Annotated in this window: 20 protein-coding genes; 15 read left to right on the forward strand and 5 right to left on the reverse strand. The window is 70.9% G+C overall.

The genetic code is table 11. The features are described from left to right. The first annotated feature begins 21 nt into the window (after positions 1-21). The 6 genes from D8M34_RS11270 to D8M34_RS11295 all read left to right on the forward strand — a co-directional run bounded on the left by D8M34_RS11270 (position 22) and on the right by D8M34_RS11295 (position 5508). Positions 22-1203, forward strand: coding sequence for a sensor histidine kinase (locus tag D8M34_RS11270; protein WP_126894026.1), 1182 nt, complete (start codon positions 22-24; stop codon positions 1201-1203). Further along, entirely contained in the window at positions 1200-1835 is a 636-nt protein-coding gene (locus tag D8M34_RS11275) for a response regulator (protein ID WP_025104430.1), read from the forward strand. Before D8M34_RS11270 ends, D8M34_RS11275 begins: the two co-directional genes overlap by 4 nt. A 168-nt stretch (positions 1836-2003) precedes the next feature. After that, positions 2004-2765 (forward strand): ABC transporter ATP-binding protein, encoded by a 762-nt coding sequence (locus D8M34_RS11280; protein ID WP_025104429.1) that lies wholly within the window; start codon positions 2004-2006, stop codon positions 2763-2765. Next, positions 2762-4222: an ABC transporter permease gene (locus D8M34_RS11285; protein ID WP_126894027.1), complete on the forward strand. Its 1461-nt coding sequence runs from the start codon at positions 2762-2764 to the stop codon at positions 4220-4222. The genes D8M34_RS11280 and D8M34_RS11285 overlap by 4 nt, the downstream gene beginning before the upstream one ends. A gap of 18 nt (positions 4223-4240) precedes the next feature. Further along, the gene (locus tag D8M34_RS11290; RefSeq protein WP_126894028.1) at positions 4241-4900 is read left to right on the forward strand and encodes a 2-phosphosulfolactate phosphatase; all 660 of its coding nucleotides are present in this window, start codon (positions 4241-4243) and stop codon (positions 4898-4900) included. A gap of 26 nt (positions 4901-4926) precedes the next feature. Further along, entirely contained in the window at positions 4927-5508 is a 582-nt protein-coding gene (locus D8M34_RS11295) for a DUF3054 domain-containing protein (RefSeq protein WP_126894029.1), read from the forward strand. 25 nt (positions 5509-5533) lie between these two features. Here the strand turns inward: D8M34_RS11295 and D8M34_RS11300 are convergent, their stop codons facing one another. From D8M34_RS11300 to D8M34_RS11315, 4 genes are all read right to left on the reverse strand, one after another. Beyond that, positions 5534-6022, reverse strand: a complete 489-nt coding sequence (locus D8M34_RS11300) for a SprT-like domain-containing protein (protein WP_025104425.1) — start codon at positions 6020-6022, stop codon at positions 5534-5536. Between the two features lie 44 nt (positions 6023-6066). Continuing rightward, a complete protein-coding gene (locus D8M34_RS11305; RefSeq protein ID WP_025104424.1) occupies positions 6067-6594 on the reverse strand; it encodes a hypothetical protein in 528 nt (175 codons plus the stop codon). Between the two features lie 81 nt (positions 6595-6675). Continuing rightward, positions 6676-7536 (reverse strand): spermidine synthase, encoded by an 861-nt coding sequence (locus D8M34_RS11310; RefSeq protein ID WP_126894030.1) that lies wholly within the window; start codon positions 7534-7536, stop codon positions 6676-6678. 30 nt (positions 7537-7566) lie between these two features. Then, a complete protein-coding gene (locus D8M34_RS11315; protein ID WP_126894031.1) occupies positions 7567-8832 on the reverse strand; it encodes an LCP family protein in 1266 nt (421 codons plus the stop codon). Positions 8833-8979: 147 nt separating this feature from the next. On the opposite strand from D8M34_RS11315, the gene D8M34_RS11320 reads away from it, so the two are divergent. From D8M34_RS11320 to D8M34_RS11340, 5 genes are read left to right on the forward strand one after another with little or no spacing between them, the layout of a single operon-like run. Next, entirely contained in the window at positions 8980-10269 is a 1290-nt protein-coding gene (locus tag D8M34_RS11320; protein ID WP_126894032.1) for a sugar ABC transporter substrate-binding protein, read from the forward strand. 15 nt (positions 10270-10284) lie between these two features. Next, positions 10285-11259, forward strand: coding sequence for a carbohydrate ABC transporter permease (locus D8M34_RS11325; RefSeq protein ID WP_025104420.1), 975 nt, complete (start codon positions 10285-10287; stop codon positions 11257-11259). Next, on the forward strand, positions 11256-12089 hold the full coding sequence (locus tag D8M34_RS11330) for a carbohydrate ABC transporter permease (RefSeq protein WP_025104419.1): 834 nt from the start codon (positions 11256-11258) through the stop codon (positions 12087-12089). The genes D8M34_RS11325 and D8M34_RS11330 overlap by 4 nt, the downstream gene beginning before the upstream one ends. Next, entirely contained in the window at positions 12086-13594 is a 1509-nt protein-coding gene (locus D8M34_RS11335; RefSeq protein WP_126894033.1) for a glycoside hydrolase family 3 protein, read from the forward strand. The genes D8M34_RS11330 and D8M34_RS11335 overlap by 4 nt, the downstream gene beginning before the upstream one ends. 14 nt (positions 13595-13608) lie before the next feature. Next, positions 13609-14484 carry a MurR/RpiR family transcriptional regulator gene (locus D8M34_RS11340; RefSeq protein ID WP_025104417.1) on the forward strand — a complete coding sequence of 292 codons (876 nt, stop codon included), beginning with the start codon at positions 13609-13611 and terminating at the stop codon, positions 14482-14484. Between the two features lie 12 nt (positions 14485-14496). On the opposite strand, the gene D8M34_RS11345 is transcribed toward D8M34_RS11340, so the two are convergent. After that, positions 14497-15417 (reverse strand): sugar kinase, encoded by a 921-nt coding sequence (locus tag D8M34_RS11345; protein ID WP_126894034.1) that lies wholly within the window; start codon positions 15415-15417, stop codon positions 14497-14499. A 167-nt stretch (positions 15418-15584) separates the two neighbouring features. On the opposite strand from D8M34_RS11345, the gene D8M34_RS11350 reads away from it, so the two are divergent. From D8M34_RS11350 to D8M34_RS11365, 4 genes are all read left to right on the forward strand, one after another. Beyond that, positions 15585-17258 carry an ABC transporter substrate-binding protein gene (locus tag D8M34_RS11350; protein ID WP_025104415.1) on the forward strand — a complete coding sequence of 558 codons (1674 nt, stop codon included), beginning with the start codon at positions 15585-15587 and terminating at the stop codon, positions 17256-17258. An 82-nt stretch (positions 17259-17340) separates the two neighbouring features. After that, entirely contained in the window at positions 17341-18345 is a 1005-nt protein-coding gene (locus D8M34_RS11355) for an ABC transporter permease (protein ID WP_025104414.1), read from the forward strand. A gap of 34 nt (positions 18346-18379) precedes the next feature. Next, the gene (locus D8M34_RS11360; protein ID WP_025104413.1) at positions 18380-19345 is read left to right on the forward strand and encodes an ABC transporter permease; all 966 of its coding nucleotides are present in this window, start codon (positions 18380-18382) and stop codon (positions 19343-19345) included. After that, the gene (locus D8M34_RS11365) at positions 19342-21057 is read left to right on the forward strand and encodes an ABC transporter ATP-binding protein (protein ID WP_126894035.1); all 1716 of its coding nucleotides are present in this window, start codon (positions 19342-19344) and stop codon (positions 21055-21057) included. Before D8M34_RS11360 ends, D8M34_RS11365 begins: the two co-directional genes overlap by 4 nt. Positions 21058-21305: the final 248 nt, after the last annotated feature.

Here is a 21305-nt window from a genome sequence, read left to right on the forward strand (position 1 = left end):
CCGCTCGCGTAGCGTGGGGGAGTGATCCGTCCGCTGTCCCGTACCGGCCTCGTCCTCGACATCGTCGGGGCGGTGCTGCTGTTCGCGCTTCTGACGCCGCTCGGGGTCGTGTTCTATGCGCCCCAGCCGGACGTGGCCGGGTCCTCCGCGGTCAACGTCATCGGTCTGATCTCGTCGTCGGTGTTCCTGTTCGGCGGTGTCGCGATCGGTCGTCTGGCACCCGGTCTCGCGCTGGCCGCGGCCTGGGCCGGAGCCATCGTGCAGATGCTGGCCGGGTTCGGGCCGCTGCCGACCGACTTCGCGATCCTCCTCGTGCTGTACGCGACCTCCGCGTGGGGCACCCGCCGCGTGCTCTGGTGGGGGTTCGGATCGGTGATCGTCGGCGGCATCGTCGCCGCGCTGTACATGGTCGTCGTCGGGGGCGTCATGTTCGGCTCCGGCAGCGGCTGGGAGCTCGTGACCGGAGGCACCCTGCTCGTCGCGGCCTCCATCATGGCGCTGGGGTTCGCGTGGGTGTGCGGCCTCCTCTGGCGGGTCGTGCTGCGCAACCGGCGCACGCGTTCGGCGCAGCTGCAGGCCGAGGCCCTGGCCGCCGAGGAGCAGGAACGGGTGCGCATCGCGCGGGACATGCATGACGTCGTGGCCCACTCGCTCGCCGTCGTCATCGCCCAGGCCGACGGTGCCCGCTATGCCGCGGCGGTGAAGCCGGAGATCGCGACGGAGGCCCTCGGCACGATCGCGCAGACCGCCCGCGGAGCCCTGAGCGACGTGCGGATGCTCCTCACCCAGCTCCGTCATCGTCAGGGCGACGGTCCGCAGCCGACCCTCGCCGATCTCGAGACGCTGTTCGCCCAGGTGCGCCAGGCCGGCATCGAGCCGCGGGTCACGGTCGACCCCATGCCTCCGGGGGAGCCGCCGGGGGCCATCCAGCTCGCGGTCTACCGGATCCTCCAGGAGGCGCTGACGAACGCGATCCGCCACGGCGACGGCGCGGTGGACGTGCATCTCGCGTGGCTCCCGGATCGCGTCGACATCGAGGTCCGCAACACCGTCTCGCCCGAGTCGACGCCGGGGACCCCCGGAGGACACGGGCTCATCGGCATGCGCGAGCGCGCCCAGCTCGTGGGCGGTAGTCTGCAAGCCGAGCGCCGTGGTGCGCAGTTCATCGTCCAGAGCAGCCTTCCGATCGGAGCCCCGCAGTGATCAGAGTCGTGCTGGTGGACGACCAGGCGCTGTTCCGGGCGGGGATCCGCATGCTCGTGGCCTCCCAGCCGGACCTCGAGGTCGTGGGGGAGGCGGGCAACGGGCGCGAGGCTCTCGACGTGGTCGCCGCGACCCGGCCGGACGTGGTGCTCATGGACATCCGGATGCCGGTCATGGACGGGCTGACCGCGACCGCGGAGATCCTGTCCCGCCCGGAACCCCCGCGCATCGTGATGCTGACCACGTTCGACCTCGACGAGGCGGCGGCGCGGGCGATCCGGCAGGGGGCGAGCGGCTTCCTCCTCAAGGACGCCGATCCGGAGTTCCTGCTCGCCGCGATCCGGACCGTGCACGCGGGGTCGAGCGTGATCGCGGCCTCGGCTACCCGGGAACTGTTCGAGCACTTCGCGGAGGCTCCGAAGCCCGTGCCGCCGCAGTACGCCGAGCTGACGGAGCGGGAGCGGGAGATCTTCGCGCTCGCCGCCCGGGGACTCTCGAACGCCGAGATCGCCGCGCGGGAGTTCCTCAGCGAGGCCACGGTGAAGACCCACATCAGCCGCATCCTCACGAAGCTCGCGCTCCGCGACCGCGTGCAGCTCGTCGTGTTCGCTTTCGAGCACGGCCTCGCCTGACGCCGACCCACCCCCTTCCGTTCGACCCGGCCCCTTGCGGCGGTCCGTAGAGGGGTGGGAGGAACGCAAGGGGGTGGGTCGGGAGGACGCGGGATCATCCTCGCGATGTAGCGGGATGCTCCCGGGGGGCGACGCGACGAGCGGGAGTGCGGAAATAGCGTCGTGGACATGGAGATCACGACCACCGACCTCGGGCTCGCCGCCCGCGTCCAGCACCTGAAGAAGACCTACGGCTCGGGCGAGGGCACCGTCCGCGCGCTCGACGACGTGAGCGTCGGCATCCGCCGCGGACAGTTCACCGCCATCATGGGTCCGTCCGGCTCGGGCAAGTCCACCCTCATGCACATCATGGCCGGCCTCGACAGCCCGACGGAGGGGCGGGCGTGGATCGGCGACACCGAGATCACGGGTCTCGGCGACCTCGACCTGACCATCCTGCGCCGCCGCCGCGTCGGGTTCATCTTCCAGGCGTTCAACCTCGTCCCCACGCTCGACGCCCTCGGCAACATCCTGCTGCCGTTCGAGCTCGACGGCCGCCGCCCCAGCGCCATCGAGCGGGCACGGATCGACGGGCTCATCGAGACGCTCGGCCTCGGCAAGCGCCTCGGGCACCGGCCGCACCAGCTCTCGGGAGGGCAGCAGCAGCGCGTCGCCATCGCCAGGGCCCTCGCCACCGCCCCCGACCTCGTGTTCGCGGACGAGCCCACGGGCAACCTCGACTCCCAGACCGGACGGGAGGTGCTGCGCCTGCTCGCGGCCGCCAGTCGGGAGCACGGCCAGTCCATCGCGATGGTCACGCATGACGCGATCGCGGCGAGCCACGCCGACCGGGTGCTCTACCTCGGCGACGGGCGGATCGTGGCGGATCACCCGCGGCAGACCGCGGAGCAGATCTCGGCCTACATGCTCGCCGCGGAGGTGTCGGCATGACCGCGCTCGCCACGGTCGTCCCGGAGACGCGGACGACCGGACCCCGGCTGGCCTGGCTCCGCGACCGCGGCATGGGCGCGAGCGTCCTCGTCGCCGCGCTCTCGTCCGCGTTCGGCGTCTTCCTCGTCGAGATCACGGCCTACATCGGCGCCGTGCTCCAGGCCGATCCGTTCATCGGCGACAGCGGCACGCTCGCGGTCGTCGTCGCGATCCTGTCGGTGCTGCTCACCGCCGTCGCGATGTACGTGGCCGCGATCGTCACGGCGAACACGTTCTCGACGATCATCGCGGGCCGCACCCGGCAGATCGCGCTGATGCGTCTCATCGGGGCGACCGCGCGCTCGCAGCGGGCGCAGGTCGGCCGGCAGGGGCTCGTCGTCGGGCTCCTCGGCGCGGGCCTCGGCCTTCTCGCCGGATTGCTCCTCTCCGCGGCGGCCGTCCAGCTCGGCGGGCAGCTCGTCGCCACCTCGCCGTCGTCCTTCTCGCTCGCCCAGCCCGCTCTCGCCCTCCCGGCGGTCGGCGTCGCGCTCACCACCTGGGCGGCCGCCTGGGTGGGGTCGCGCCGCGTGCTCGCGGTGACGCCGCTGCAGGCTCTGGGCGGCGCCGTCGAGCGCACCCGTGACGAGGTCTCTGGGCGCAAGGGTCGCCATGTCGGGGCCTGGGTGCTGCTGATCTCCGGCGCGGCTCTGCTCGCGGGCGGCGTCGTCCTCGGACTCGTCACACCGCTCGGTGTCGTGGTCGCGTTCTTCGGCGGCATCCTCTCCTTCACCGGGCTCGCCCTGGGTTCCGTGCTGTTCATGCCGCCGGTGCTCCGCCTCGTGGGGCGCCTGTTCGGCTCGAGCGCGACCGCCCGGCTCGCGGCCGAGAACGCCCTGCGGTACCCGGAGCGGTCGTCGCGGATGGCCATCGGCGTCGTCATGGGCGTGACCCTGGTGACGATGTTCGCGGTGGCGCTGGAGTCGTCGAAGCGCCTGATGACCAGCCAGACCACGGAGGAGATCCCGGCAGAGTTCTTCGCGCCGTACGACGCCTTCGCGGCCATCATGATGGTGCTCGTCGCCGTCTCGGCCGTGATCGCAGCCGTCGGCCTCGTCAACCTCCTCACCATCGGCGTCGTGCAGCGGCGCCGCGAGCTCGGACTGCTGCGCTCGATCGGTCTGTCCAACCGCCAGGTGCGCCGCATGGTGCTGCTGGAGGCGACGCACGTCACGGTGGCGGCGACCCTCACCGGTCTCGTGCTCGGGGTGCTCTACGGGTGGATCGCGGCCCAGTCGCTGCTCGGCTCCGTTCCGGTCCTGCCGGAGTTCACGCCCGCCGGGCTGATCGCCCCGCAGGTGCCGTGGCTTCCCGTGGTGATCATCATCGCCGCGACCGCGCTGCTCACGCTCGTGGCCGCCGCGACGCCGACCCGGCTGGCGACCAGGGTGGCTCCGGTCGAGGCACTCGCGGCGGACTGACGGCTCTAGGCTGGACGGATGCCGTCGCCGTTCGATCAGTCCCCGTACCAGGTCCGACTCGACTGGGGGGTGTCCGGGCTCGCCCGTCTCGCCCCGGCCGACGTCGTCGTGGTGATCGACGTCCTCCGGTTCTCCTCGACGGTCGCCGATGCGGTGGCCGCGGGAGCGGAGGTCGAGCTGGCCGGAGCGCTCGACTGGTCGCGGAACGGGGCGGCGGTGGCAGCCGCCGCCCCGACCGGGGCCACGGTCCTGCTGGGCTCGATCCGCAACGCCGGTCCCGTGGCCAGGGCCGTGCAGGTGGAGCAGGAACGCCGCCAGGGCCGCACCTCGGTCGCGCTCGTCCCGGCCGGCGAGCTCGATGCCGCAGGGGAGCTGCGCGTCGCCGTGGAGGACCAGCTCGGGGCCGGAGCGATCGCGGCGGCGCTCACCGATCTCGGCATCGACCACACGGCACCGGACGCCGCCGTGGCCGCAGAGGGCTTCCGCGCGCTGCGGCGTGCGCTGAAGCACCTGATCGGGGCGACGGGCTCCGGACGCGAGCTGCAGGCCGGGGTATCCGCGACCGATCGCATCCGGGCCGCCGGACTGGTGCCGACCAGCACCGCGGACGCCGCCGTCCTGGACGCGGTGGACGCCGTCCCCGTTCTGCGCGACGGGCGGTTCACGCGCTTCGAGTGAGCACGCGATCCGCGTAGGGTCGAGGAATGAGGTTCCTCCCCGCTCTCCTCGTCGACGCCGTCCTCGTCCTCGTCTTCGCCGCCATCGGTCGCGCCTCCCACCAGGAGGACCCGGCAGGGTTCCTCCTCACGGCGTGGCCGTTCCTCGTGGCCCTGCTGGTGGGGCACGCCGCTGCGCTGCTGCTCCCCGCACGGCCGCGGCGGCCGTGGTCGCTGCCGTGGGGCGCGGTGGTGTGGGTGGTGACGGTCGTCGTCGGCATGCTGCTGCGTCTGCTCAGCGGAGACACCGCGGAGGTGCCCTTCGTCATCGTGGCGACGCTCGTGCTCGGCGTGTTCCTGCTCGGCTGGCGTGGTCTCACCGCGCTCGTTCGTCGACGCCGCCGTCACCACGAGACCGCAGCCGAGACCGAGACGGAGTCCGGGCTGACCCCGTCGACCGAACCCGCGGCACATCGAGACGCGGCCGCCGGTCAGGCACCCTCGGACGCGGAGGAGGACGCCGCGCCTGCTGCGGAAGACGCCGCGCCTGCTGAGGAGGACGCCGCGCCGGCCGAGGAGGACGCCTCCGCGTCCGAAGAGCAGCCGCGCTCCGGCGGTTCAGCCGTCTGAGCAGGCGACCCCGCTCCCCCGGCCCTCAGCGCGGGGCCTGCGCGGCGAGGCGGGCGTCGGTCGTGATCTCGCGACGCGTCCAGGCGAAGAGGTGCTGGGCATCGAACGTGCGGGAGCAGCGGGCGCAGGACGTGGCCCGGCTCGGGCGGCGGTGTCGATACGTGACGTGACCGGCCGGGCAGCGGCCGACCCACGGAGCGAGCTCGACGGCGGTCTCCCCGCGGTGCGTCGTGCCGCCGACATAGCCCAGGTCGCGCGCCACGCGCTTCCAGGCGGGGCCATGGGCGGCCTGGTGTCCGGCGAGGGCGTGGGCCACCTCGTGCAGGAGCACCTGGTGGATCTCGTCGTCCTCGAAGCGGGCGGCGAGATACCGCGACACGGTGATGCGCTTGCGCGTGTAGTCGCATTGGCCGGCGCGACGCTTGGCATGGTCGAAGTCGAACGACCAGCTGTCGTCGAGATGCAACCGGATCAGTGCCTCGCCCCAGACGCGCACGCGGTCAAGTTCCGCCATGCGCTCAGGCTAAGGCATGCCGCGGACACTCGGGCGCAACGACGTCAGCCGGCGACGAGCTGCGCCGGACGACGGCGCTCCACGGCCTCGATGGCGAGGAGCACGGTCTCCAGCTCCCGGTCCTCCGCGCCGGACTCGCGCCGCAGGAACAGCGACTGCTTGAAGCTCTCCCGCGCGGTCTCGTAGTCCTCGGCGTCGTAGGCGTTCTTGCCGTGGTGCTGATAGGCGAAAGCGGCGATCGACAGCCAGCGCTGCCCCTCCGCCTCCGCGGCGCACGTGGCCAGCTCCTGCTCGGCGGCGGCGTATGCGCCCCGGTACTGCAGGATCGTCGCGTGCAGCACCCGGGCGCGGAGCACGTCCTTGCGGGTGCCGGCCATCCGGGCCTGCCGCACGGCTTCGTCGGCGAGCGCGAGGGCGTCGTCGAGGCGTCCCAGCACCTTCAGCAGCCAGACCCGCTCCAGCAGGGCGGGAAGGCTGCGCTGCTCCTCGATCTCGGCCAGGCGTGCCGCGCACTCGTCGAGATCGACCTGTTCGCGGAGGCTCTCCCGGTCGTATCCCCGGATCAAACTCATTGCTCTCCTTCCGCGCGTCCCCGCACCTGTCCCCGTCCAGTCTGCCTGCCGCTTCCGCGCTCCTCGGGGCGGCGCGCCCGATCAGCGCAGGAACAGCGAGGCATCGGGTCGCGGGGACGCGACGGCGTCGGCGTCCGTGACGATCCGGGCGCCCTGGAGGAAGGCGCGGGCCTCGTCCCCCTGGGCGATCTTCGCGGGATGCGGACCCGCGGCGAGCATCCGCGGCAGCCACTCCGTCGGGAGAGGGGCGGCGGATGCCGCGACCACGAGGTTGCCGAAGCGGCGGCCCTTGAGCACCTGGGTGTCGGCGAGGATCCCGATCTCCGGGAGCACCTCGGCGATGGTCGCGGCCTGTCGACGGGCGAACGCGAGACCGGGACCGTCGGCGACGTTGACGAGCAGGACGCCGCCGGGGGCGAGCAGCGCGGCGAGCTCCCGGTAGAACTCGACGCTCGTGAGGTGGGCGGGTGTCTGCGCGCCCGAGTACACATCCGAGACGACGAGGTCGCACGCGCCGTGCAGGGCCGCCGGAAGCTTCCGGACCCCTTCCCTCGCATCGCCGATGCGCAACCGGATGGCCGCCCCCTTCGGCAGGGGGAGGTGCTCGCGGACGAGCTGCACCAGCGGGGCCTCCAGTTCGATGACCTGCTGGCGCGACCCGGGGCGGGTCGCGTCGATGTAGCGGGGGATGGTGAGGGCCCCGGCGCCGAGGTGCACCGCGGTGAGCGACCCGGGGCGGAGTTGGTCGATCACCGCGCCCATCCGCACGATGTACTCGAAGTGCAGGTGCGTGGGGTCGTCGAGGTCGACGTGCGACTGCGGGGTGTCGTCCACGACGAGCTCGTAGCCGCTCGTGAACTCCGAGGGGACGATCCGGGCGAGGCCGCCATGGTCGAGGCGGGTCTGCGGGTGCTCGGCGTCCCGTGATCGCGTCCGTCCCATGCTGTCGAGCCTACGCCGGGGCGGTGGCGATCAGCGCTGGTTGCCCACCGCGCAGGTCTCCTGCTCGAGGGTCTGCCCCGACACCTCCGGCGGGAGCGTCGCGCGCGCGTCCGGCGTGGCGCTCGCCTCGGGAGTGGATTCCGACTCCGGCGTCTCGGGCGCCGTGGGCGCGGGGGTGACCAGCTCCACGCCGCGGTGCGTCGTCACGTCGCCGGTGAGCTGGAGCGGCTGTCCGGCCCGCACCGCGTCCCACAGCGCGGCCGCGGCCTCCTCGTCCGGCACGACCTTGTCGTCGTCGAACGGATCGGCGATGTTCGGGTACTGCACGAACACGAAGTCGCTGAAGTTCACATCCTTGAGGGCGAGTGCGAGCTGGGCCAGGCGCAGCGGGTCGGCGAGCTCGTCGCTGGGATCGATGTTGTCGGCGATGGCGTTCGTCAGTCGCAGCACCTTGGGGATGTCGGTCAGAGTGTCCTCGCTGAGCACCTTCTTGGCCAGCCGCGACATGTACTGCTGCTGGTTGGAGATGCGCGCGAGGTCGCTCTCGTCCCCCACGCCGTGCCGGGTGCGGATGAACTGGAGGGCCTCCACGCCCGAGACCGTCCGCAGGCCCGCCGGCCAGTCGATGCCGGTGTGGCGATCGCGGATGCCGTCGCCGGCGATGCAGACCTCGACGCCGCCGATCGCGTCGGTGACGGCCATGACGCCGTCGAAGCTGATCTTGGCGGCGAACTCGATGGGGATATCGCCCAGTTCGCTCACGGTCTTCGCGATGCAGGAGAGGCCGGCGTGCTCGAACAGCGCGTTCATCGACGCCTTCTCCATCGCGGACGCGACGGAGCCGTCCTCGCGGGTGCACTCGGGTACGGGGACGCCGAGGTCGCGGGGGAGGGAGACGACGGTCACGTTCCGGGGCGCCGCCGAGACGTGCACGAGGAGGTTGACGTCGTTGCGGCTCCGGCCGTCGGCTTCGGCGCAGCGTTCGTCGAAGAGCGCGGTCGCCTTCGGGCCGCACTCGTCCGTCCCCACGATGAGGATGCTGAACGCCTTGTCGTCCGGGTAGGCGCCGACCGTGGGCGGGTCGACCTGCGGGGCGCCCTCCAGGGTGACGGCGCCGTCGCCCACCCGGTTGAACACGTCCCACACGAGGAATCCCGCGACCGCCGCGGTGGAGACGAGGACGACGGCGAGCCCGATCCCGAGGCCCCGCAGGACCCGGGAGGTCCGGCCGCGCGTCGACGGCGGTGCGTGCCGGGGGAGCGGAGAGCGGTCGGCGTCTGATCCACGGCGGGGCATGCGGGGAGCCTACCCCGGAGGCCTGATGTTACGGGGGTATGACGATTCTGGGAGGAACTTGCAGGGAATTAGTTAGTCGTGAATACTTTTTCCTATCCCCGGTACGCACCCGATGCACACCTGGACTTTCAAAGAGGAGATCCCCCCATGCACAAGCGCATTCTTCCGGCGGTGGCGCTCGGCGCCGCTGCCACGATCGCTCTGGCCGGCTGCGCCGGCGGCAGCGGCGACAACGGCTCGACCAATGGCGAGGGCCAGGAGCTGACGGTCTGGATCATGAAGGGGACCAACCCCGACGCGACCGCCTTCTACGACAAGGTGTCGGACGCCTTCGAGGATGAGACCGGCGCGAAGGTCACCATCGAGGAGATCCAGTGGGCCGACGCCCACGACCGCTTCGTCACCTCGATCGCCGGCGGCACCACCCCGGACATCGCCGAGACCGGCACCACCTGGACCGCGGAGTTCGCCGACGCCGGCGCGCTCCTCCCGCTCGACGAGTACGTCGACGCCGAGGACGGCCTGCGTGACGACCTCGTCGAGGGCCTCGCGGTCGCGGGCACCTACGAAGACGAGCTCTACGGCATGCCGTGGTACGCCGGTGTCCGCTCCATCGTCTACCGCACCGACGTCTTCGAGGAGCTCGGTCTCGAGGCTCCGAAGACCTGGGACGACATCGTCGCCGCCGGTGAGGCCATCAAGGCCGCCAAGCCCGACATGCTGCCCTTCCCCGTCGCGGGTGACGCCGAGTTCCAGGTCTACCCCTGGGTCTGGGGCGCCGGCGGCGAGATCGCCACGAAGGACGGCGACACCTGGACCAGCGAGCTCGACAGCGCCGAGTCGCAGGCCGGCATCGAGTTCTACACGGGCCTGGCCACCGAGCACGGCTTCTCGTCGGCCGGTGCGACCACGTGGAAGGAGACCGACCTCCGGGACGCCTTCACGCAGGGCAACGTCGCGATGATGCTCTCCGGCTCGTGGACGCCGAACGCGCTCATCGAGGCCAACCCCGAGCTCGAGGGCAAGATCGGCGCGGCCGTGATCCCCGGCCAGGACGGCGGCATCGCTCCGTCCGTGCTCGGCGGCTCGCACCTGTCGGTGTTCAACACCACGAAGAACGCCGACCTCGCGTGGGAGTTCGTCAAGCTCATGACCACCGGTGAGTTCGCCGAGCAGTGGTCCGACGAGACCGGCTACTTCCCGGGCGTCCAGTCCGCGATGGAGGAGGCCCTCGCCTCGACCGACCCGCTCGTCGCTCCGTTCGCCGAGCAGATGGTCGACGGCGGCGCGTCCGTCCCGGTCACGCCGAACTTCGGCGCCGTGCAGGCGAAGAAGACCACCAACGCCATGATCCAGGCCATCCTCAGCGGGCAGAAGGACGTCGCGACCGCGACGAAGGACGCCGCCGCCGAGATGACCGAACTGCTCAACCAGTAAGGAACCATTCCTTCCATGTCGATGGTGCAAGCGCCACTGCCGGCCACGAAGGCGGAGCCCTCCTCCGCCTCCGTGGCCGGCGGCCGGAAGCGTCGCGGTCTCTCGATCGTCACGGCCCGCCCCTGGCTCCTCCTCGCCCCCGGGCTGATCATTCTCGCGGGGCTCATGCTCTGGCCGCTCGTGCAGGTGTTCCTCTACTCGCTGCAGGACTACGGTCTGCGCGAGATCAACACCGGTGAGAGCAACTGGATCGGGCTGGCCAACTACGCCGAGGCGCTCACCAATCCGACCCTGTGGACGGTGGTGCTCCCCAACACGGTCGGCTTCGCCGCCGTCGCGGTGTTCACCACCGTCGCACTCGGAACCCTCGTGGCGCTGCTGCTGGCGCGCCTGGGCACCGTGTGGCGCACCATCGTCTCCAGCTGCATCATGGTCGCGTGGGCGATGCCCGCCGTGACCGGCACGTACGTCTGGACCTTCATCTTCGATGCCGACCGCGGCATCTTCAACAGCGTCCTGCAGGACCTCGGCCTCATCGACGGCCAGGTCAACTGGTTCACCAACCAGTGGTCGTTCTACGCGATCGTGCTGCTGAACGTCGTCCACCACGGCTTCCCATTCGTGGCCATCACCGTGCTCGCCGGGCTCCTGGGCGTCTCGAAGGAGATGCTCGAGGCGGCGGCGCTCGACGGGGCCGGCGCATGGCGCCGCTTCTGGAAGATCATCTTCCCGACGCTGAAGCCCGTCTTCTCCGTCGTCATCATCCTGTCGACGATCTGGGACTTCAAGGTCTTCGCGCAGGTGTACCTCATGCCCGGCGGCAGCGGCGGCAACCGTCAGGTGCTCAACCTCGGCGTGTGGTCGTACGTGGAGTCGTTCGGTCAGAACCGCTACGGATTCGGTGCCGCGCTCGCGGTGCTGTTGACCCTCGTCCTGATCGGCATCACGATCGTCTACATCCGCTCCCTCATGAAGGAGGACGAGCTGTGAACCCCCGCCCCAGGCTCCGGTCGCGGATCGGACTCGGCATCGGCGTCGCCGCCGTCCTCGTCTTCACGCTGTTCCCCGTCTACTGGATGGTCTCCAGCGCCTTCGACGCCAAGGCGTCCAGCGGCGGGCAGTCGCTCCTCCCGCAGGAGTTCACGTGGGACAACTTCGCCTTCGTGCTCACGGAGGGCGGCTTCGGCACGTACCTGCGCAACTCGGCGATCGTGGCCCTCGTCACGGTGCTCGTCAGCGCCATCGTCTGCCTGCTCGCGGCGGTCGCCGTCGCGCGCTTCCGCTTCAAGTTCCGCACCACGGTGCTCATGATGATCCTCGTGGTGCAGATGGTGCCGCTCGAGGCACTCGTCATCCCGCTGTTCCTCCAGGTGAAGAGTCTCGGTCTGCTCAACAGCATCATCGGCCTGATGGTCGTCTACGTGGCGCTGTCGCTCGCGTTCGGCATCTGGATGCTGCGCGGCTTCGTCGCGGCCGTCCCGGTCGAGCTCGAAGAGGCCGCCTACATCGACGGCGCGAGCTGGTGGCGGATGTTCCGCTCGATCCTCCTGCCGCTCGTGATGCCCGGTCTCGTCGCGACGAGCATCTTCAGCTTCATCACGGCGTGGAACGAGTTCATCTTCGCCATGACGATCCTCGGCGCGCAGACCGACCAGTACACGGTCTCGATCGGCCTCAAGTCGTTCTTCGGCCTGTACTCCAACGACTGGGGCAGCATCATGGCCGCCTCGACGATCATCACCGTGCCCGTCATGATCTTCTTCGTCATCGTGCAGCGCCGGCTCTCCGCCGGCATGGTCGCGGGGGCGGTGAAGGGATGACCGACGAGCTCGAGCGCCTCGCGAACGGCGTGCTCTGGCCCGGATTCCTCGGCACCACGGCCCCCGCCTGGCTCGTGGAGGAGCTGCGCGACGGCCTGGCCGGTGTCGTGTACTTCGGCCAGAACGTCGGCGAGGGACTGCCCGCGCTGAGCGCGCAGATCCTGAACGCGAACCCGGACGCCCTGATCGGCGTCGACGAGGAGGGCGGCAGCGTCACGCGCCTGGAGTCCGGGAGCGGCTCCACCCTCCCCGGGGCCGCGCAGCTCGGCGCCCTCGACGACGTCGTCGCATCGGAGCGGACCGGGGCGGAACTCGCCCGCCGCGTGCGCGCCGTCGGGGCGAACGTCGTGCTCGGTCCGGTCGCCGACGTCAACACCGACCCGCGCAACCCCGTCATCGGCGTGCGCTCGTTCGGGTCCGAGGAGGCGCTGGTGACGCGTCACGTCGTCGCCACGGTCGACGGCATCCAGGACGGCGGGGCGGCCGCGTGCGTCAAGCACTTCCCCGGTCACGGCGACACCCACCTCGACTCCCACCACGCACTGCCCGAGATCGCGCTCGACGTGGCCGAGTACGAGCGCGTACACCTCGAGCCGTTCCGCGCCGCCGTGGAGGCGGGGGTGGACGCGATCATGACCGCGCACATCGTCGTCCCCCCGTGGGGCGCGCAGCCGGCCACCCTCAACCCGCGCGTGCTCGGCATGCTGCGGGAGTGGGGCTTCCAGGGCGTCATCATCACCGACGCGCTGGACATGGCCGCGATCCGCGAGACCGTCGGACTCGGCGGGGGCGCCGCCCTCGCTCTGGCCGCCGGCGCCGACCTGCTGTGCATCGGCAACCCGACCAACCCCGGCGAGGCCGCTCTTCCCGACCAGGACCGGCGCGACTTCCTCGCCGCCCGCGACGGGATCGTCGCCGCGCTGCGGGACGGCTCGCTCTCCCGGGAGCGCGTCGAGGAGGCCGCCGCGCGGGTGTCGGCTCTCGCGACCCGGCTGCGCATGAGCGCGACCTCGGACGAGGAGGACGCCGCGTTCGACGCCGCCGAGATCGTCCGCCGGTCCGTGTCGCTCGCCGGCGATGCCCCCGAGGCCGCGGAGGCCCTGGCGGTGATCGATGCCCGCCGTCGCTCGACGCTCGCGGTCGACAGCGCCGCCTCGTACGTCGCGGAGGCGCTCGCGGGAGACGGCATCCGCGTGCGGCTCGACGTGGCCGCACGGCCCGTGGTCGAGCAGGACGCCGTGATCGACGAGGTCGCCGCGGCGACCGGCACGACGGTCGTCCTCGTGGATCGACCAGATGCCGAGCCGGCGCAGCGGGCACTGATCGAGCGGACCGCGCTCCGGGACCCGGATGCGGTCGTGGTGAACGTCGGCCTGCCCGTGCAGGAGCCGCTGCCGCTGCCCACCGTCGAGGTCGGCGCGGCCAGCCGGCTCGGCGCCCAGACCGCGCGGGACGCGCTCCTCGGCCGCTTCCGGCCGCGACAGAGGACGACCGCCGCCGGTTGAGACGGGATCAGCGCATGGACGACGACGTTCTGGCCGTGGTGCGGCGCTCCCTCCCCAAGCTCAGCGCGGCGGAGGGACGCGTCGCCGAGAGGATCCTCGGCGACCCCACCCTCGTGGTGGACCTCGCGATCAACGATCTCGCGCAGCTCTGCCAGACCTCGCTGTCGACCGTCGCCCGCTTCGCGCAGTCGCTGGGCTACAGCGGCTACCGGGAGCTGAGGGTCGCCGTCGCGCGGGCGGTCACCCTGGCCCAGGCGCAGCAGGCCCGGTTCGGACTCGACTCCACGGCGATCGACCGCGACGACGGCCCGGCCGCGATCGCTGCGAAGCTCGCGGCCCAGGAGATCGACGCGATCGAGAAGACGGCCCGGGCTCTCGATGCAGACGCCCTCGACCGGGTCGCGCGGGCGGTGGTCGTGGCGCGGCACATCGACCTGTTCGGGCAGGCGGCATCGTCGCTGACGGCCCAGGACCTGCAGCTCAAGCTCTCCCGGATCGGCTGCTCCGTGACACACTCGGCCGATCCGCATCTCGCGGTCACCGCGGCCGCATTGCGGTCCTCCGCGGATGTGGCGATCGCCTTCTCGCACGGCGGCGAGACGGCCGAGACGGTCCGTGCCCTGGAGGTCGCCCGGGCCGCGGGCGCCCTTGCGGTGGCCGTGACGAGCGCGGCCGACTCCCCGCTCGCGGCCCTCGCCGACGTCGTGCTCCTCAGCCAGGCCCAGGAGTCGCCGTTCCGGATGGCCGCCATGTCGAGCCGGATCGCGCAGCTCGCGCTCATCGACGTGCTGTTCGTGCGCATCGTGCAGCACCGGGGCGAGCACGTCGCGGTGTCGCTGCAACGCACGCACGACGCGGTCCCGCCACGGCGCGGGCACCCCGCGGACTGAGCCGCCGCCGGCTCAGTCGACGTGGTCGCGCGTGCTGGCGATCGCGCGCGTCGCGATGCGGTGGGCGCGGGCCAGGCTCCCGTGCAGCGTCAGGCCGGTGAGGACGCCGGCGAGGAAGCCGGCGGCGAACGCGTCGCCCGCGCCGATCGTCTCCACGACCGGTGCATCGAGCGCCTCGCTGCCCACCCGGTCCGCGCCGTCGAACGCCACGGCGCCGGCGGGGTCGGTCACGATCAGGTAGCGCGGCTCGGGGAACAGCGCCCGCAGCTCGTCCGGTGCGCTCGTGCCGAACACGGCCTCGGCGTCGGGGCGGGTGCAGAACAGGACGTCGGCGCGGTGGGCGAGATCGGTGAGGACGGCGCGTCCCTCGTCCTCGCGGCCCCGCCACAGCGCGGGGCGCCAGTTCAGATCGAAGCTGACGAGACGGCCCGGTCGCGGCGCCGCGACCAGGGCCTCCTGGGCGGCGCGTGCGGAGGGCGAGAGCGCGGGCGTGATGCCGGAGGTGTGCACGAGGGCCGCTGCGGCGAGCAGGTCCACCGCCACGGGCGACTCCAGCGAGGCCGGCGACAGCGCCGCCGCGGCCGACCCGGCGCGGTAGTAGTGCATCGTCCCCTCCACGGCGCCGTCCGCCCGCGGGGAGAGCTCCTTGACGTAGAGGCCCGTCGGTGCGATCGGGTCGATCTCCACGGCCTGATCGTCGACGCCGTGCGCGCGGAGCTCGGCGGTGAGGAAGCGTCCGAAGCCGTCGTCACCGACACGGGACACGACCGCGGTGCGGATGCCCGCGGAGGACAGCGCGATCGCGGTGTTCCATTCGGCCCCGGCGAGGGAGCGGTGGAACGTGCGGCAGGTCTCGAGCGGTCCGGCGGTGGCGGCGACGAGGGCGACCAGGCCCTCGCCCAGGCACACGACGCGGGGAGTGGTGTCCGGCACGTTCTGGACATTACCGGATCGAGGGCGGTGCCGCGTCGATACCGGATCGCAACCTCGGACTCTTGGCATCGGCCGGACCGCTGGGTACCTTCGAGGAATCACCGTCTCCGCGGCGACGATGCCCGGAGACGCGCAAGGAAGCGCCCGACAGGGAAGGTCATACACACATGCACCAGTCAGCCATGCCTCGGCGAGGACTCGCCGCCGTCACCGGAGCGACCATCGCCGCTCTCGCACTCGCCGGATGCGTCGCCAGCGAGCGCGGGGACAACGGGTCGGAAGGATCGGGTGACGTCGACGGCACCTTCGTCTTCGCCGCCTCGTCGGATCCCGCGAGCCTCGACCCGGCGTTCGCGCAGGACGGCGAGACCTTCCGCGTCTCCCGCCAGATCTTCGAGGGTCTGGTGGGCACGGAGCCCGGCACGGCCGACCCGGCGCCGCTGCTGGCGGAGTCGTGGGAGTCGTCCGAGGACGGCATGTCCCACACCTTCGCGTTGAAGGAGGGCGTGACCTTCCAGGACGGCACGCCGTTCAACGCCGAGGCCGTCTGCGCCAACTTCGACCGCTGGTACAACTGGACCGGTCTCGCCGCCTCCGAGGCCTTCGGGTACTACTACAACAAGCTCTTCAAGGGCTATGCCTCCAACCCGGAGGACGCGGTCTACAAGTCCTGCACGCCCGACGGCGAGAACTCCGTCACGATCGAGCTGAACAAGCCGTTCGCCGGCTTCATCGCCTCGCTGTCGCTCCCGGCCTTCGGCATGCAGAGCCCCTCGGCGATGCAGGAGTTCGGCGCGGACGAGGTCGGCGGCACCGCCGAGGCGCCGCAGCTGTCCGAGTACGCCATGGGCCACCCGGTCGGCACGGGCCCCTACCAGTTCGAGGAGTGGGCGCCGGGCGAGCAGGTCACGCTCAAGGCCTACGACGACTACTGGGGCGAGGCCGGACAGATCGACGAGATCATCTTCCGCACCATCGACGACCCGACGGCGCGTCGCCAGGCGCTCGAGTCGGGCTCCATCGACGGCTACGACCTCGTGGGCCCCGCCGACACGAAGGCGCTGGAGGAGGACGACTTCACCATGGTGTCGCGTCCCCCGTTCACGATCCTCTACCTCGCCTTCAACCAGGCGATCCCGGAGCTGCAGGACCCGAAGGTGCGCGAGGCGCTGTCCTACGCGATCGACAAGGACGCCCTGATCAGCCAGGTCCTCCCGGAGGGCACCGAGAAGGCGACGCAGTTCGTCCCGCCGGTGGTCAACGGCTACAACGACGAGGTCACGACCTACGACTACGACCCGGAGAAGGCCAAGGAGCTGCTCGCGGAGGCCGGCTACGACGAGGCGAACCCGCTGTCGCTGGACTTCAACTACCCGGTCAACGTCTCGCGTCCGTACATGCCGGACCCCGAGCAGATCTACACCGTCCTGTCCTCGCAGCTCTCGGAGGTCGGCGTGGAGACCACTCCGGTCTCCGAGGAGTGGGTCGAGTACCTCGACCGCACCACCGGCACTTCCGACCACGGCATCCACCTGCTGGGCTGGACCGGCGACTACAACGACACCGACAACTTCGTCGGCGTGTTCTTCGGCCAGCAGAGCTCGGAGTGGGGCTTCGACAACCCGGAACTCTTCCAGGCGCTGACCGAGGCGCGCGGGGTCTCCAACCTCGACGACCAGACGGCGCTCTACGAGGACATCAACGAGATGGTCGCGGAGTTCATCCCGGGCGTCCCGCTCGCCCACCCGGCGCCGACGCTCGCCTTCGACCCGCGCGTCGAGAGCTACCCCGCCAGCCCGGTGAACGACGAGGTCTTCACGGACATCGTCCTCACGAAGTAGGCCTGACCATTTGATATGCCGAGCCCCGGTTCCGCCTCGCGGGACCGGGGCACGGCGTACCTTCTGATCGACGGAGAACTCTGTGCTGCGCACCATCGGCAGGCGACTGCTGTTCCTCATCCCCACCCTGTTCGGGCTCAGCATCCTGCTGTTCGCCTGGGTCAGGGCCCTCCCCGGCGGCCCCGCGGTCGCCCTCCTCGGCGAGAAGGCCACCCCCGAGGCCATCGCCAGGGTCAACGAGCTCTACGGCTTCAACAAGCCCCTCATCGAGCAGTACTTCATCTGGGTCACGCGCCTGCTGCAGGGCGACTTCGGCACGTCCATCCAGACCAACCGGCCGGTCACGGAGGAGTTCCTCCGCCGCTTCCCCGCGACGATCGAGCTGAGCGTCGCGGCGCTCATCTTCGCGGTGGGCGTCGGCATCCCGCTCGGGTACTGGGCGGCCCGCCGCCACGGCAAGTTCACCGACCACGCGTCGGTCGTGCTGAGCCTCATCGGGATCACGATCCCGGTCTTCTTCCTGGCCTTCATCCTCAAGTACGTCTTCGCCGTGCAGCTGGGGTGGCTCCCCTCGGACGGCCGGCAGGACCCCCGGATCGATGCCACCCATCCCACCGGCTTCTACGTCTGGGACGGCATCATCACGGGGGAGTTCGACGCCGCGTGGGATGCGATCCTCCATCTGATCCTCCCGGCGCTCGCGCTCGGCACCATCCCGCTCGCGATCATCGTCCGCATCACCAGGGCGAGCGTGCTGGAGGTGCAGAACGCCGACTACGTGCGGACGGGGCGGGCGAAGGGCGTGGGCTCCGGCACGCTGCGCAGCCGGTTCATCCTCCGCAACGCCATGCTCCCCGTCATCACGACGATCGGCCTGCAGACCGGACTGCTCATCTCGGGGGCGGTGCTCACCGAGACCGTGTTCGCCTTTCCCGGCATCGGATCGTTCCTCGCGCGCGCCATCTTCACGCGCGACTTCCCGGTGCTGCAGGGGTTCATCATCTTCATCGCGATCGCCTACGCCCTCATCAACCTGGCCGTGGACGTGTCGTACAGCCTCATCGATCCGAGAGTGAGGGTGCAGTGATGTCCTCCTCCCTCATCCGAAAGGAGGCGCTCGCATGAGCATCGCCCTCCCACCCGCACAGGGGCCGTCCGCCGAGAGCGGCGGCAGCATCGACACCGTCGCCATCGCCCAGGCCGACCTCAAGGAGAGCGGCGGCGGGTTCTGGCGCGACGTGTTCCGCCGGCTCCGCCGCAACCCGACGGCGTGGATCGGCGCCGTCATCGTGCTCCTCTTCCTCCTCGTCGCGGTGCTCGCGCCGGTCCTCGCTCCGTACCCCGAGACCGCGCTCCCCGGGGCGAAGGAGATCACGCCGACGCACATCCCCGGACCGGGGGAGCTGCCGCAGTTCCCCCTCGGTCTGGACCGGTTCGGCGGCGACGTGCTGTCCAAGCTCATCTGGGGCGCCCAGGCGTCGCTGCTGATCGGCGTCGTCTCCACTGCGATGGGTCTCGTCGGCGGCATGATCCTCGGACTCCTCGCCGGCACGTTCGGAGGCTGGGTCGACACCGTCATCATGCGCGTCGTCGACATCATCCTCTCGGTGCCGAACCTCCTGCTGGCGGTGTCGATCGCCGCGATCCTCGGACAGACGCCGTACGCCGTGATGATCGCCATCGGGGCCTCCCAGGTGCCGATCTTCGCGCGCCTGCTGCGGGCGTCCATGCTCCAGCAGCGCTCCAGCGACTACGTGCTCTCGGCGCAGACGCTCGGCCTCGGCCGCGGCCGGATCACGATGTCGCACGTCCTCCCGAACGCGATCGGGCCCGTGATCGTGCAGGGCACCCTGACCCTCGCGACCGCCGTGATCGATGCGGCGGCGCTGTCGTTCCTCGGTCTCGGCGGCGGCGGCCCCGCGACGGCCGAGTGGGGTCGCATGCTCACGTACGCGCAGGCGGAGCTGGCGATCGCCCCGTGGCTGGCGTTCCTCCCCGGCATCTGCATCGCCGTCACCGCACTCGGCTTCACTCTGCTCGGTGAGGCCCTGCGCGAAGCCATGGACCCGAGGACGAGGGCACGATGAACATCCGCGACGAGGGCGCCGTGCGCGCCGCGAAGGAGAACGGCATGGCGGACGAGCCCCTGCTGTCGGTCGAGGGCCTGGCGGTGGACTTCGCCACCATGGACGGCGTCGTGCACGCCGTCGAGGGCGTCGACCTCGAGATCCGCCCCGGGGAGACCGTGGCGATCGTCGGCGAGTCCGGTTCCGGCAAGTCGACCACCGCGATGGCGATCATCGGGCTGCTCGCAGGCGGGGGGAAGGTGGCCGCCGGCAGCATCAAGCTCGACGGACGCGACATCTCCCGTGCCTCCGAGAACGAGCTGCGATCGATCCGCGGACGGGACATCGGGCTTGTGCCGCAGGACCCCATGTCGAACCTCAACCCGGTTGCGAAGATCGGCACCCAGGTCGCCGAGACGCTGCTCGCCCACGGCCTCGCCACCCGGCAGAACGTGCAGTCCAAGGTCGTCGAGGCGCTGACCGCGGCCGGTCTTCCCGATCCGGAGCGTCGGGCCAAGCAGTACCCGCACGAGTTCTCCGGCGGCATGCGGCAGCGGGCCCTCATCGCGATCGGGCTGGCGTGCAAGCCGCGGCTGCTCATCGCGGACGAGCCCACCAGTGCCCTGGACGTGACGGTGCAGCAGACCATCCTCGACCAGATCGGCGAGATGACGAGGGAGCTGGGCACCGCCGTGCTCCTCATCACGCACGACCTCGGGCTCGCCGCGGAGCGGGCCGAGCGCGTGATCGTGATGCACCGCGGCAAGGTCGTCGAGCAAGGGCCGGCGCGGCGGATCCTCGAGGACCCGCAGCATCCGTACACCCAGTCGCTCGTGAAGGCGGCGCCGTCGGTGGCGGTGGCCCGGCTTCGTCCTGAGGCCTTCGTCCGGGACGCTTCGACAGGCTCAGCGACCCACGAGGGGCCTGGGTCCCTGAGCTCGTCGAAGGGCAACATCGTCGAGATCGAGAACCTCACGAAGGTGTACCCCGTGCGCGGCAAGCACGAGGACTTCGTGGCCGTCGACGACGTCTCGCTCGCGATCCCGCGCGGGGAGACCGTCGCGATCGTGGGGGAGTCCGGATCGGGCAAGACCACGACCGCGCGCATGCTGCTCAAGGTCATCGAGCCCACGAGCGGCCTCATCCGCTATGAGGGCAAGGACATCTCGACGCTCAGTCGTGCGGAGACGAAGGACTTCCGGCAGCGGGTGCAGCCGATCTTCCAGGATCCGTACTCCAGCCTGAACCCCATGTTCACGATCGAGCGCCTGATCGCGGAGCCCCTGGAGTTCTACAAGCGGGGGAGCGGGGCCGACCGGCGCAAGCGCGTGCGGCAGCTCCTGGACGACGTCGCGCTGCCGCAGTCGATGCTGCGGCGCTACCCGTCCGAGCTCTCCGGCGGGCAGCGTCAGCGTGTGGCGATCGCGCGAGCGCTGGCACTGTCGCCGGATCTCATCGTGTGCGACGAGCCCGTGTCGGCGCTGGACGTGCTCGTGCAGGACCAGATCCTGCGGCTGCTGGGCGACCTCCAGCGTGAGTACGGGCTGAGCTACCTGTTCATCTCGCACGACCTCGCGGTGGTGCGTCTCATCAGCGACTACGTGTGCGTGATGAAGGACGGGAAGCTCGTGGAGGCCGCGTCGTCGGAGGAGATCTTCACGAATCCTCGCGACCCCTACACACGCCGCCTCCTCGCCTCGATCCCCGGCAACGAGCTCAACATCGCGTCCTGACCCGAGACCCCGGTTTCGTGTCGAAACCCCGCCCTGCCTCCGCGGCGAGGGCGGGGTTTCGGCGCGCAGGCGGGGTCTCGGCGGTCCCATTACCGCAGCATCGAAGATTGGTCAAGGATTGCGCTTGCCATGTCGCGAGATCGCGTCTATAGTTGGTAGTTGCGCTCGCTTCTCCCTGCCCTCATATGGTGGTCGGCATCTCGTGAGCTTCTGAGCGCACTCCACCTGACGACAAAGGAATCGAGAAG

It is taken from the genome of Microbacterium sp. HSID17254 (genome assembly GCF_003989315.1).
Classification (GTDB): domain Bacteria; phylum Actinomycetota; class Actinomycetes; order Actinomycetales; family Microbacteriaceae; genus Microbacterium.

Excerpts from the sequence above, each read along its gene's own strand:
- D8M34_RS11335 (WP_126894033.1), top strand. The coding sequence starts at position 12,086 with ATGACCGACGAGCTCGAGCGCCTCGCGAACGGCGTGCTCTGGCCCGGA.
- D8M34_RS11305 (WP_025104424.1), bottom strand. The coding sequence starts at position 6,594 with ATGAGTTTGATCCGGGGATACGACCGGGAGAGCCTCCGCGAACAGGTC.
- D8M34_RS11325 (WP_025104420.1), top strand. The coding sequence starts at position 10,285 with ATGTCGATGGTGCAAGCGCCACTGCCGGCCACGAAGGCGGAGCCCTCC.
- D8M34_RS11340 (WP_025104417.1), top strand. The coding sequence starts at position 13,609 with ATGGACGACGACGTTCTGGCCGTGGTGCGGCGCTCCCTCCCCAAGCTC.
- D8M34_RS11280 (WP_025104429.1), top strand. The coding sequence starts at position 2,004 with ATGGAGATCACGACCACCGACCTCGGGCTCGCCGCCCGCGTCCAGCAC.
- D8M34_RS11315 (WP_126894031.1), bottom strand. The coding sequence starts at position 8,832 with ATGCCCCGCCGTGGATCAGACGCCGACCGCTCTCCGCTCCCCCGGCAC.
- D8M34_RS11320 (WP_126894032.1), top strand. The coding sequence starts at position 8,980 with ATGCACAAGCGCATTCTTCCGGCGGTGGCGCTCGGCGCCGCTGCCACG.
- D8M34_RS11350 (WP_025104415.1), top strand. The coding sequence starts at position 15,585 with ATGCACCAGTCAGCCATGCCTCGGCGAGGACTCGCCGCCGTCACCGGA.
- D8M34_RS11290 (WP_126894028.1), top strand. The coding sequence starts at position 4,241 with ATGCCGTCGCCGTTCGATCAGTCCCCGTACCAGGTCCGACTCGACTGG.
- D8M34_RS11300 (WP_025104425.1), bottom strand. The coding sequence starts at position 6,022 with ATGGCGGAACTTGACCGCGTGCGCGTCTGGGGCGAGGCACTGATCCGG.
- D8M34_RS11295 (WP_126894029.1), top strand. The coding sequence starts at position 4,927 with ATGAGGTTCCTCCCCGCTCTCCTCGTCGACGCCGTCCTCGTCCTCGTC.
- D8M34_RS11285 (WP_126894027.1), top strand. The coding sequence starts at position 2,762 with ATGACCGCGCTCGCCACGGTCGTCCCGGAGACGCGGACGACCGGACCC.
- D8M34_RS11310 (WP_126894030.1), bottom strand. The coding sequence starts at position 7,536 with ATGGGACGGACGCGATCACGGGACGCCGAGCACCCGCAGACCCGCCTC.
- D8M34_RS11360 (WP_025104413.1), top strand. The coding sequence starts at position 18,380 with ATGAGCATCGCCCTCCCACCCGCACAGGGGCCGTCCGCCGAGAGCGGC.
- D8M34_RS11365 (WP_126894035.1), top strand. The coding sequence starts at position 19,342 with ATGAACATCCGCGACGAGGGCGCCGTGCGCGCCGCGAAGGAGAACGGC.